The organism is Streptomyces sp. TSRI0281 (genome assembly GCF_001905125.1).
Classification (GTDB): domain Bacteria; phylum Actinomycetota; class Actinomycetes; order Streptomycetales; family Streptomycetaceae; genus Streptomyces.
In genome coordinates this window covers 41,199-53,522 of the sequence record NZ_LWLE01000009.1, presented here as the reverse complement: position 1 = coordinate 53,522, position 12,324 = coordinate 41,199, and the positions used below count along the sequence as shown (strand labels likewise).

10 protein-coding genes are annotated in these 12,324 nt (G+C 69.3%); all 10 read left to right on the top strand.

The genetic code is table 11. The features are described from left to right. The first annotated feature begins 34 nt into the window (after positions 1-34). The 10 genes from A6A29_RS15905 (at position 35) to A6A29_RS15860 (ending at position 12,250) form a co-directional block, all read left to right on the top strand. On the top strand, positions 35-1,015 hold the full coding sequence (locus A6A29_RS15905) for a helix-turn-helix domain-containing protein (RefSeq protein WP_073720742.1): 981 nt from the start codon (positions 35-37) through the stop codon (positions 1,013-1,015). A 114-nt stretch (positions 1,016-1,129) separates the two neighbouring features. Further along, positions 1,130-1,402: an MbtH family protein gene (locus A6A29_RS15900; RefSeq protein ID WP_073720741.1), complete on the top strand. Its 273-nt coding sequence runs from the start codon at positions 1,130-1,132 to the stop codon at positions 1,400-1,402. 5 nt (positions 1,403-1,407) lie between these two features. Continuing rightward, positions 1,408-2,169, top strand: a complete 762-nt coding sequence (locus A6A29_RS15895; RefSeq protein ID WP_241838504.1) for a thioesterase II family protein — start codon at positions 1,408-1,410, stop codon at positions 2,167-2,169. A gap of 10 nt (positions 2,170-2,179) precedes the next feature. Beyond that, entirely contained in the window at positions 2,180-6,157 is a 3,978-nt protein-coding gene (locus A6A29_RS15890) for a non-ribosomal peptide synthetase (protein ID WP_241838503.1), read from the top strand. Continuing rightward, entirely contained in the window at positions 6,154-7,443 is a 1,290-nt protein-coding gene (locus A6A29_RS15885) for an MFS transporter (protein WP_073720739.1), read from the top strand. The genes A6A29_RS15890 and A6A29_RS15885 overlap by 4 nt, the downstream gene beginning before the upstream one ends. A gap of 111 nt (positions 7,444-7,554) precedes the next feature. Continuing rightward, entirely contained in the window at positions 7,555-8,544 is a 990-nt protein-coding gene (locus A6A29_RS15880; protein ID WP_073720738.1) for an aspartyl/asparaginyl beta-hydroxylase domain-containing protein, read from the top strand. A gap of 58 nt (positions 8,545-8,602) precedes the next feature. After that, positions 8,603-9,379 carry a 2OG-Fe dioxygenase family protein gene (locus A6A29_RS15875; RefSeq protein ID WP_073720737.1) on the top strand — a complete coding sequence of 259 codons (777 nt, stop codon included), beginning with the start codon at positions 8,603-8,605 and terminating at the stop codon, positions 9,377-9,379. Between the two features lie 499 nt (positions 9,380-9,878). Then, entirely contained in the window at positions 9,879-10,304 is a 426-nt protein-coding gene (locus tag A6A29_RS15870) for a hypothetical protein (protein ID WP_241838502.1), read from the top strand. A gap of 93 nt (positions 10,305-10,397) precedes the next feature. Beyond that, the gene (locus A6A29_RS15865; protein WP_073720736.1) at positions 10,398-11,981 is read left to right on the top strand and encodes an amino acid adenylation domain-containing protein; all 1,584 of its coding nucleotides are present in this window, start codon (positions 10,398-10,400) and stop codon (positions 11,979-11,981) included. Positions 11,982-12,019: 38 nt separating this feature from the next. Further along, on the top strand, positions 12,020-12,250 hold the full coding sequence (locus A6A29_RS15860) for a phosphopantetheine-binding protein (protein WP_241838501.1): 231 nt from the start codon (positions 12,020-12,022) through the stop codon (positions 12,248-12,250). Positions 12,251-12,324 lie beyond the last annotated feature (74 nt).

Genomic DNA, 12,324 nt, shown 5'->3' with positions numbered 1-12,324 from the left:
GGGCGTTCACCGACTCACCTGGGAGACGGACCTGATGCTCACCATGTTCGGACTGGAACTGATGGAGGAAGCGGTGTACCGGGAGATCGGCGCATCGCCTCCGCCGGTCGCCGAGGAGATCGCCGACCGGCTGGCGGTCGCTCCGGATCTGGTCCGTGCCTGCATCGACCGGCTGCTCGAACTCGGCCTGGTGCGGGGTTCCTTCGAGGTGCCCGGCAGATTCGCGGTGGTCGACCCGATACTGAGCCTGCAGCAGTCGCTGGCCGGCCAGTACGAGGAGTTGACGCGTCGGCAGCGGCGGGTCGCCGAGACCCATGCCGAGGTTGTCCGCCTGCTCATGTCCGACGCCTCCGGCCGGCCGGGCAGGGTCGAACAGGTCGAGCGGCTCCTGGGGATGGACGAGGTGCAGTGCCGGGTGGACCGGCTGGCGGGAGAAGCCATCCGTGAGGTGCTGACGTTCGTGCCCGGTGGCGCGCGGTCGACGCCGGAACTATCGGCAGCACGCCGCAATGACGAGGCGTTGCTGAGCCGCTCGGTGTCGATCCGGACCGTCGGCACGGGCACCGACTCCTACGACGCCGCGACGATGGCGCACGTGCACTGGCTGACCGGCAACGGGGGCCAGTTCCGCGGCTTTGACGCGCCGCTGCCGGGAATGATCCTGTTCGACGGTTCGGTCGCGCTGGTGCCCCTCGACCCGCAGAACACGGCGGCGGGCGCGCTCCAGGTCACCGATCCCGGCCTCGTCGCTCCCATGGTCGTTCTGTTCGAACAGACCTGGTCGTTGGCCACACCGCTGGACGCCGGGCGTTCGACGACGGACGACACCTTGAACGGCAAGGAACGGGCGCTGCTCAGGCTGGTCGCCGAGGGGTGTACCGATGCGGCCGCCGCAGGTCAGTTGCATGTTTCGCACCGGACCGCTCGACGCATGATGGCGGTGCTGATGGAGCGCCTCGGCGCCCGCAGCCGCTTCGAGGCCGGGGTCAAGGCCGCTCGGCTCGGCTGGCTCTGACCACCGAACGGGCCCGTCCCGCACCTACCTCCGACGCCACGTCACCTCAACTCGGTCGACCTCCACCGGCCCGGCTCGATCGCCATGAACTGACCACCTTGAAAGGACAATTCCGTGAACAATCCGTTCGACGACGAAAATGGCTCCTATCTCGTCCTGGCCAATGCGGAGCGACAGCACTCCTTGTGGCCCGCGAACATCGACGTGCCCGCCGGCTGGTCCACCGTCTTCGGAGCGGGAACGCGGACCGCGTGCCTGGCCCATGTCGAGGAAAACTGGACGGACATGCGGCCGGCCGGCCTGGCGGCCACGATGGACGGGGCCCGACCGCCGGCGGCGAACGAGATCGCTGATGCCGGGCCGACGTTCACCGGGAAGTCGCGGTGAGCGGCGTGCGGGACACCACGATGGTGCCCCTGCACCGGACGCCGCACGCCGAGCGGACTCTGGTCGGCCTGAGTTTCTTCGGCGGTGGCACGGCCGCGTACCAGCCGTGGACCGCGCACATGCCCGCAGGGACGGACCTGGTCGTGCTCTGCTACCCCGGCAGGGAGGGGCGGTTCGCCGAGGACTTCGCCCGTGACTGGGACGAACTGGCCGCCGATGTCACACGATCACTGCGCGAAGCCGATCTCGGCCCGTACATCCTCTTCGGGCACAGCATGAGCGGCTGGATGGCCTTCGACGTGGCCGCCCGGCTCGACAGTGACGAGGCGCGGAAGCCCGAAGCGCTCGTCCTGTCCTCCTGCAACGCCCCGGACCGCGGCCTGACCGACAGCGAACGCCTTCCCACCCCCCAGGACGCGGACGAGCGACTCCTGGAGTGGCTCGGAACCCACGGCCTGTTGCCCCAGCACGTCCGTGAACACGCCGGCCTGACCGAGGTGGCGCTGGAGCTGATACGGGCCGACATCGACGTCCGCAACACCTTCGTCTACGGCGGCGCCGAGGTGAGCGTGCCGCTTCAGGTGTTCTCCGGTGCCGACGATCCGTTGATCAGTGCCGACGCGGCTGCTCGGTGGAGCGCCCTGGCCTCCGGCCCGTACCGGCACGACGTGCTCGGCGGCGGTCACTTCTACACCCCGGAGATCTGGCAGACCCTCCCGAGCCGGATCGCTTCGATCAATTCCGCCGCAACCGGCTCTGTCTCCTGAGGAGTTGCCCGTGTCCCCTGTGTCCCCCGTGTCCTACGCCCAGCGGAGGCTGTGGTTCCTGAATCGCGTGAACGGCGGGTCGGCGGTCTACAACTGCCCGCTCGTCATCCGGATGAGAGGCGAACTGGACCGCACCGCCCTGGCAGCGGCGCTCGCCGACCTGGCAGACCGGCACGAAGTGCTGCGCACGGTGTACCCCGGTGTCGAGGGCGAACCCGTACAGCGCGTACTTGCCCGACGGCCCGAGCTGGACGTGGTCGCGTGCGAGGAGAGCGGGCTCACCGACGCGCTGTCCGCCACCGTCGACCGCGGCTTCGACCTGACGGCCGATCTCCCCATCCGGGCGACGGTGTTCGCGCTGGCACCGCGGGAACACGTGCTGGCGTTGGTGCTCCACCACATAGCCTGCGACGAGGGATCCTGGCAGCCGCTGCTCACCGACCTGGCCGCGGCGTACCGCGCCAGGGCCGCGGGCGAGTCACCTCAGTGGTCGCCGATTCCGGTGAGTTACCGGGACTACGCCGTATGGCAGCGTGACTTGCTGGGCCAGGAGGACGACCCGGAGAGCCTGCTCGCGACACAGCTGTCCTTCTGGCGCGAGCAGTTGGCCGGGCTGCCCGCCGAGCTGGACTTGCCGTTCGACCGGCCGCGCCCCGCGATCGCCGACCACCGCGGTGACTGCGTACCGCTGAAGCTCGACGGCGATCTGCATCGCCGCCTGCTCGCGGTCGCCGCCGACCACGGGTGCACCACCTTCATGGTGCTCCAGGCCGGGCTTGCGGTACTGCTGTCCCGGCTGGGGGCCGGTACGGACATCCCCATCGGCACCGCGGTGGCGGGACGCCTGGACGATGCGCTGGAGGGCGTCGTCGGTTTCTTCGTGAACACCCTGGTACTGCGCAGCGACGTGGCCGGTGATCCGACGTTCAGCGAGTTGCTGCACCGGGTGCGGGATGCCGATGTCGCCGCCTATGACCACCAGGACGTTCCTTTCGAGCGGCTGGTCGAGGACCTGAACCCGGAACGGTCACTGGCACGGCATCCGCTCTTCCAGGTCATGCTCACCCTGTCCAGGGGAGAGGAGGCGACGTTCTCGTTGCCGGGCCTGACCTGTACTGAGGAGCAACTGGACTGGGAGGTCGCGAAGTTCGACCTGTCCGCCGACTTCCGGGAGCATCGCACGCCGGACGGGGAAGCGGCCGGCATCGACGGTTCCCTTGAGTACGCGACCGGCCTGTTCGACCGGGCCACCGTCGACCACATCGCCGATGCCCTGCCCAGGCTGATGCGGCAACTCATGTCGGCTCCGCAACGGCCCATCGGCGACGCCGATCCTCTCTCCGCCGAGCACCGGCACCAGGCCCTCGTCGCGTGGAACGACACCGCCCGGCCCGCGTCGTCGGCCACCGTGCCGGAGCTGTTCGAGGCGCAGGCCGCGCGGACGCCGCGAGCCACCGCGGTGGTGTGCGGGAGCACGAGGCTCACTTTCGCCGAACTCAACGCTCGTGCCAACCTGCTCGCACGTCGTCTGCGTGTTCAGGGAGCCGGGGCGGAGCGGTTGGTCGCACTGGCCCTGCCCCGGTCGGCCGAGTCCGTCGTCGCGATGCTGGCGGTGCTCAAGACGGGTGCGGCCTACCTGCATGTCGACCTCGAATACCCACCTGACCGCATCGAGCACATGCTGCGCGACGCCGCACCGGTCGCCGTCGTCACGGACACCGCGACCGCGGCAGCGCACGGGTTCGGTGAGTTGCCCGCGGTGTTCGCCGACCGGATCGAGACGCCGTCCGGCCCCGTGGCCGACCTGAAGTGCCGTGTACTGCCGGACAGTGCCGCGTACGTCATCTACACCTCGGGATCCACCGGCCGTCCCAAGGGTGTGGTGACGCCGCACTCCGCCTTGGGCAACCTGTACGCCTTCCACCGCGCGGGCCTGATCGCGCGCACCGAGGCCGCGGCGTGCCGGCGGCTGAGGTCCGCCGTCACCGCCTCGCTGTCGTTCGACACCTCGTGGGAGGCGCTGTTCTGGATGCTGGCGGGACATGAACTCCATGTCATCCGCGATGACGTCCGGCGCGACGCCGGCGCGTTGACCGCCTACGTCAGGTCCGCCGAGGTTGACGTCCTCGACGTCACCCCCACCTACGCGGAGCACCTGCTCGACGAGGGCCTGCTGTCCGGACCGCAGGCGCCACTGGTGCTGTTGCTCGGTGGGGAAGCCGCCGGTCAGTCGCTGTGGACGCGCCTCCGGGAGGCGTCCGGCACGCTCTGTTACAACCTCTACGGCCCCACGGAATGCACCCTGGACGCGTTGTGGTGGGACGCCGCGGACAGCCCGCACCCGCTGATCGGAAGGCCGATCGGGAACACCAGGGTCTTCGTGCTCGACGAGCGGTTGCGCCCCGTCGCGCCGGGTGTGCCGGGCGAGTTGTACGTGACCGGCCCCGGCGTGGCCCGCGGCTATCTGAACCGCCCGGCCGCGACCGCCGAACGTTTCGTCGCCTGCCCCTACGTGGCGGAAGGGGAGACGGGCAGCCGCATGTACCGCACCGGCGACCTGGTCCGGTGGGACCGCCAGGGCAGGCTGGACTATCTGGGCCGCGTCGACGACCAGGTCAAGGTGAGGGGCTTCCGGATCGAGCTCGGCGAGGTGGAGGCCGCGCTGACCCGCTGCCCCGGCGTGGCGCAGGCCGCCGTGGCCGTGCGCGAGGACGCAAGGGGCGACAAGCGGCTCGTGGGGTACGTGCAGTCGGCCACGGACCACGCGCTCGACCCGCGCGGGCTGCGCAACCGGCTGGCCTCGATCCTGCCCGACCACATGATCCCGTCGTTCTTCCAGCCGGTGGGACGGCTGCCGATGACGCCCAACGGGAAACTCGACCGGGACGCCCTGCCGCCCCCGGACTTCGCGCACCGTCCGGCGTCGCGTGGCCCGCGTGGACCCCACGAGGAGGTCCTCTGCGACCTGTTCGCGCAGGTCCTGGGGCTCAGCCAGGTCGGAGCCGAGGAGAGTTTCTTCGAACTGGGCGGCCACTCCCTGCTGGCCGTCAGGCTGCTCTCCCGGGTACGAGCGGTGCTCGGCGGCCAGCTCACCATCGTGGACCTGTTCCAGGCGCCCACCGTCGCCGACCTGGCGGACCGGCTGGCCGCGGGCGCGCAGCACGACCCGCTGGCGTCCCTGCTCCCCCTGCGGACAGGAGGCGATCGGCCCGCGCTGTTCTGCGTGCATCCGGCCGCCGGGATCAGCTGGGGTTACGCGGGCCTGCTCGGCCACATCGATGCCGGCTACCCCGTGTACGGACTGCAGGCCAAAGGCCTCACCGACGCGAGGGCGTGCGGCGGATCCTGGCGCCGGATGGTCGAGGACTACGTGGAGCAGATCCGGTCCGTCCAACCCGAAGGACCCTACCGGCTGATCGGATGGTCCTTCGGTGCCGTGCTCGCCCACCTCCTGGCCACCGACCTCCAGGCCGGCGGAGCCCAGGTCGACCTGCTCGCCCTGCTGGACGGCTACCCGCCGGACTCGGTACCCGGCTACCGGCCACTCGAAGACGGCAGTTCGGAGACATTCACCGAACTCCTCGACTCCTTGGGGTACGACCTGTCCGAGTGCGGCGAGGAACTGCTGCGCTTCGACGACTACGAGCGGACGGTCCGCCGACCGGGCAGCACGCTCGAATGGTTGACGCGTGAGGAAGCCGCCGCGCTGGCCCGGGTGTTCGTGGACAACGACCGGATCTACGAGGAACTCCAGCCCCGGACGTACCGGGGGGACCTGGTGTTCATGTCCGCCACGGAGGGGAAGCCGGAGGACGCCCCCGCACCGGAATCCTGGCGTGACCACGTGACCGGAAGGCTTGAGGTGCATGAAATCGACTGCGCCCACGGTGAGATCACCCAGGCGGAGCCGATTTCACGGATCGGCGCCGTCCTCGCCGGGAAACTCGCCCTGCTGGACACTCCGCGGCCCAGGGCGGGGGAACGATGAGCGGCAGGACCCGCCCAGGCTCGGTGACCGGGCGCGAGTTCCGGTTGTTCTGGTTCGGGGAGACCACGAGTCTGCTCGGCAACGGGATCGCCGTGGTGGCACTGCCGCTCGTCGCCGTCCTCACCCTGCACGCGGGCACCTTCGTCGTCGGACTGCTGACGTCCGTCGCCTATCTTCCGTGGCTGATGCTCGGTCTGCCCGCGGGCGCCTGGGTGGACCGCCTTCCCCGCCGCCCGGTGATGCTGGTCTCCGATGCCGTTTCCTTCGTCGCTTTCATCAGTGTTCCGGTCGCGGCCTGGGCAGACGTACTCACCATTCCGCATCTGCTCGCGGCCGCCTTCGTCTGCGGTTGCGCCAGCGTCTTCTTCACCACCGCACAACGTGCGTATCTGCCGACACTGCTCTCCGACACGGAGCTACTGGCCGGCAACGCGCGGTTGCAGGGCAGTGAGTCGACAGCCGAGGTCATCGGCCCCGGTCTGGCCGGAATGCTGGTGCAGGCTTTCGGTGCCGTCGCCGGACTGGTGGCCAACGCGCTGAGTTTCCTGGTGTCCTGGTTCTGTCTGCGGGCGATCCGGATCACCGAACCGCCGCCCTCGCCGCCTCCGGAGGTCCGGCGGCGCCGACTGCGCACCGAAGTCGGCGACGGCCTGAGATTCCTGTTCCGGGATCCCATTCTGCGCACACTCGCGGTATTCAGCGCGGTGTCCAACATCGCGTTGACCGGCCTGAGCTCGATCGAAGTGGCGTTCCTGGTACGGACGGTCGGGGCCGGCGAGGCCGTGGTCGGTGCGGTGCTGACGTTGTGCGGTCTCGGCGGAGTCGTCGGAGTGCTGTTGTCCCACCGCGTGTCCCAGCGATACGGCAGTGCGCGGGCCGTAGTGATCTGCCTGGTAGGCGCCGCGCCCTTCACGTTGCTCTTTCCGCTGACCGGCCCGGGAGCCGGCCTCGCGTTCTTCGTCGTCGGCGGTGTCGGTGTCGGCGCGGGTGTGGTCGCGGCGAACATCATCACCGACACCTTCCGCCAGCGGTACTGCCCACCCGACCTGATTGGGCGCATCAGTGCCAGCGCGGCTGTGATCAGCTTCGGCGCCATCGCTGTCGGCGGGTTGCTCGGCGGCACGCTCGGCGAGTTGTCCGGTGTCCGGGAAACGATGTGGATGATGGCCGGCCTGCACGTACTGGCAACGGCCATTCTGCTGTGCAGTCCGATACGAAGACTGCGTGATTTCCCCGAATCCGATCGTTCAATTCTTGCGGTCGAGGCAGGAAAGGCTGTGTCCTAAAGTGTCCTGGCCGCTTCTGCCCGCCATCGGACGCTTTTTCTGGCGCGACAGAGAAGTAAGATTTCGATAGCAAGGAAAAGTGCCCAAAAAGCTCATTGAAGCGAGGTCTTCATGCAAGAGATAAGCTCCTTGGAAAACCTTCCGGCCGCAGTGATGCTACGCGACGATCTGGATATCGATCGACTGAAAGCGGATCTCGTAGAGCTCAGCGGTTCCGAATTCTGGGCATTGCAGCGGTCCTTCGAGGACGGCGTCGTCGGAGAGGAATCCGATGTGGACTGGAAGGTTCTTTCCCTGCGTGCGCCGGGCGGGGACCTCCAGCGAACCGACCCCGGTGGCCCGGGACGTGACGGGTTCGCCGACACGCCTCTGATGGCGAAGGCGCCCTACCTCAGTCAGATCCTGTCCGAACTGGGCACCGAACTGCGCAGCGTCCGCTTGATGGCCCTGGCTCCCGGTGTGTCTGTCGAAGAGCACGCGGACACCCCGCTCGGGCTCCCCTACGGCTACGTACGGCTGCACATCCCGCTGGTCACCAATCCCGGGGCGGTACTGGTGATGGACGGGGTCGAACAGCGGTGGCAGCCGGGAACGCTCTGGTACGCCGACTTCGAACGACCGCATTCCCTGCGGAACGCCGGTGACCGCACCCGGATCCACCTGGTCGCGGACTGCGCCACCAACGACAAGCTGCTGGCCCTGTTCCCGGACAGCTTCCGAGCGGAGCTGCCTACCAGCGACATCGCCTACTACCGCCCCGTGCTGCCGCTCACGTCACGCGAGCTCGCCGAGTTCAGCTGCACCTTCGCGGTGCCGTTCTCCTTCATGGAGTGGGGACTTCCCGTGGTCGACGACCAGGAGAGCGACCTCGCCGCCGAAGTGACCGCCGAGGACGATGGCCTGGTCCTGCGCGTCGAAGGGCGCGCACCCGTGGAACTGCTGCACCTGGGCGCCGGCGAGTTCCGGTTGCTCGGCTGGAGCGAGGAACGCCTGCTCCGCCTCGACCTCTTCGACGAAGATCCGCGAGTGGAGCTCTCCACCCGGCGCGGACGCCGGCGCCAGGTGGTCGTCCGCCCGGCGCACCGGCTCGCCGCGGTCTGACGGCCCGAACCGTCAGCCACCACAGTCCACCCATCACGACCACTGCTTGGGGACAGTCATGCAGACACTGACCGAATCGCCCGCCCTCGTCGAGAACGGATTCGCCCGCTGGGACCTCGCCGAGGAATTCGGGATAGCCGAATCCGACGCGTCCTTCCAGAGCCTTCGCGCCGAGTTCGTCGACCTGCCACCGGACCCCTATGCGACGGAGGAAGGGCGCAACCGCCGCTATGCCCGCGGCATTTTCCTCCCCTGGTCGCGAGAGTTCAGCTGGATTCCGGACACGCACCTCGGCGAACAGGGTTGGATGAACGGCTACTGGCAGGCCGACCACAACCCCGACTATGTCGGCGTGGTCCGCAAGCTGCCCGCCATGAGTGAAACAGCCCGGAACAACCCGATCATCCACGAGATCCTGTCCTTCGACTTCGCGCAGACGCGATGGTCGCAGAACGACGCGGCGTTCCCGCTGCACGTCGGGGTGCATCTGATCAAGCTGGCGGTGGACGCCCCCGGACACGAGGCCATCTCCTCGCCCAATGAGCTCCATCAGGACGGCGAGCCGTTCGTCTTCGCGCACCTGGTCTATCGCCGCAACGTCGTCGGCGGCTCGAACGTGATCGCGCCGCCGAAGTACCGGGGCAAGCTGCCCGAGGAGGTGCCCGAGGGCGAGGCTCTGGCCGAGTTCGAACTGACCAAGCCGCTGGAGTCCTACGGCGTCACCGACGAGAAGGTCAGCCACTATGTGTCCCCCATCAGGCGCGGGGCCGGCCCGGAGACGGGCGAGCGTGCGGTGGTCCTGGTCGACTTCACCCCGATGCGGCAGCACATCTGAGACCGCCGAGTGCCTGGCGCACGTCGAGTCGAACCGGACCGACCCGCGCCGCGGAGCGTGCGCGAGTCCATCGCGGCGGACTGAGCGCCGCCCCGCCGCACCGGACTGACGCGCTGTCAGGCCGTGGGGTCCCGCATCCGGGCCCCGCGGTGCCCGGCCGGCCCACCCGCCGGCCCACCGCCGGCCGCTCCCGGCAGGCGCGAGCGTCCCGGGCAGCCCGGGACGGATCGACGACAACGACCGCCGCCCAGCTCCTCGGCCGGGGGATCGGTCCATGACCGGGCGAACACGGTGAGTGGGGAGATGAGGGTGGTGACGGGCGCTGTGACCATGGCGAGCAGGTACAAGGCAAGGCCCCACACATCGGGGGAGCCGGCCCGGCGCGATGTGGCCCTGTCCTTCGTGGGGACACACGCCACGGTGCGGAAGTCGGGGATGGCCTTCCCAGAACCTCTCCGAGCGGTCCTGGGAACAGATCGGGGCCAGCCTGCGGGAGCTGGTGAACTCCTCGGCCTGGTGGCTCGCCGACTGGCTGATCCACGGGGAGGCCACCTACGGGTGGCGACGCTACAAGGAGGCTGTGGAGCGGACCGGGCTCGACTACCAGACCCTGCGCCATTACGCCTGGGTGGCCCGCCGTTTCGAGCACGACCGGCGGCGCGACAGCCTCAGCTTCGCCCACCACGCGGCCGTGCAGAGCAACCGGGCTGCGCTCCCCGACAGCGCCGGCGACGGCGGGCAGGACGCCACCGCAAGCGCCGCGTCGCCGGCCGGAGGGCAGGGCGGGAGCAAGAGCACCACGCTGAACGTCGAGCTGTCCGCCACCCAGCTGGAGTACCTCTCCAAGGCCGCCGCCGCGCACGGGCTGCCCGTCGACAAGTGGGCGGCCCGGATGTCGGCGAGTGCCGAACGCCAGAGCGCCTGAGAGCGCACCGCCCCGGTGTGCCCGGGGCGAAACCTCTGCCCAGGTGCCGCGGCGGCCCGCCCGACCGGAAACCTCGCACATCGGAGTCAGTTGATGATCCTTCAGGGAAAGCGGGTGGCTCTGCCGCCCTCGCCCGTCGTCCACCGCCGGTTCGAGGAGCACGTGCGGGCCATCCCCGACGCCGTCGCCGTCGTGTGGTCCGGCCGGCAAGTGACGTACGCGGAACTCGACGCGCGGGCCAACCGGTTCGCGCACTTGCTCACCGCACGCGGCCACGGCCGCGGCGCGAAGGTCGGCGTCTGCCTCGACTACTCGATCGACATGATCGTCGCCGTCCTCGGTACCCTGAAGGCCGGCGCGGCCTACGTGCCCTTCGACCCCGCCTACCCCGCAGCCCGCCTGCGGCTGTTGCTCGGGCAGGTGCCCGACCTCGCCCTGATCGTGGCCTCCCCGGCGACGGCCGAGATGGTCGAGTCCGCGGGCGTCGAGGTCATGGACCTCGAACAGCTCGCAGGCCACCTCGCGACCCTCCCCGCGACCGTCCCCGACGTCCACGTCACCGGCGACGACCTCTGCTACGCGGTGTTCACCTCCGGCTCGACCGGCACCCCCAAGCTGACCGCGGTCCGCCACGAGGGCTGGTTCAACCTGATGAACTGGCTCCAGATCGAGTACGGCCTGCACCGCGGCTCCCACAACCTGGTCGTCTCCGCCTTCGGCTTCGACCTGTCCCAGCGCGCCCTGATGACACCACTGTTCTGCGGCGCCACCCAGCACCTGATGGCCAGCCGCAACTTCGACGCCATGCTGGCCTACCGCATGCTCACCCAGTACGACATCCGCGTCGTGCACTGCGCCTCCAGCACCCTGTACCTGCTGGTCGACTGGGAGAACGCGCGCGGCGGCGACTCCCTCGCCCGGCTCGACTACATACTGTTCGGTGGGGAGGCGCTGAAGAGCGAACGCCTCGCCCACTTCGCGCGCCGCCCGGGCACCACCTGCACCCTGCTGCACCAGTACGGCGTCGCCGAGTGCACGGACGTCGCCACCTCCTACGACCTGGCCCACCACCGGCCTGGCGAGCACGACATCGCCCCGGTCGGCCGACCCGCCCACAACACCGCCATCCACCTCCTGGACGCCGAACTGCGCGAGGTCGAGGCGGGCCAGTACGGCGAGATCTGCATCTCCGGGGCCGGCGTCGGCGCGGGCTACCTGGGCGCCGGCGGCCCCGAGAACGCCAAGTTCACGACCATTGACATGGAGGGGACGCCGCTGCGCCTGTACCGTACGGGGGACCGCGGCCGGATCGACGACAGCGGTGAACTCGTCGTCGCCGGGCGGATGGACGCCCAGGTCAAGGTGCGGGGCATGCGGATCGACCCCACCGACATCGAACGCGCTCTGGGCAGGCTGGCCGGCGTCCGCGAGGCGGCCGTCGTGGTCACCTACGACGGCGGCGAAGCCGAACTGAACGCGTTCGTCGTCACCTCGGGCAAGGACCTCGCCGAGGACGACCTGCGCACCCGTCTGCTGTGGACTCTGCCGCGGAACATGGTGCCGTCCCGGTTCACGAACATCCTGCGCATTCCGCTGAGCCCGCACGGAAAAGTGGACCGCGCCGCCCTGGCGGACATCTGCCGCACCCAGAGCGCCGACAGCAACTCCGTGGCATGACCAGGCCCTTGGCCGTGACGACAAACGAGAGGAATACGATGACCGCCGACCGTGTCCGCGCCATCTGGTGCCGGGAACTCCAGCGTGACGACATCACGTCGGACGACGATTTCTTCGCCCTGGGCGGCCAGTCCCTGATCATGGTCAGGATTCAGGGCGCATTCATCGAGGAACTGGGCGCCGAGGTCCCCATGGACCAGATGTTCCTCAACCCGACCGTGGCGTCGATCGCCGCCTACATCGACTCCCACGCCGCCCTCGCCCCGTAACACCGCCGGGAACGACGGCCGCCACGATCGGGAGATTTCGGGAGACAGGCTGATTCCGTTCTCCGACGCCTCGA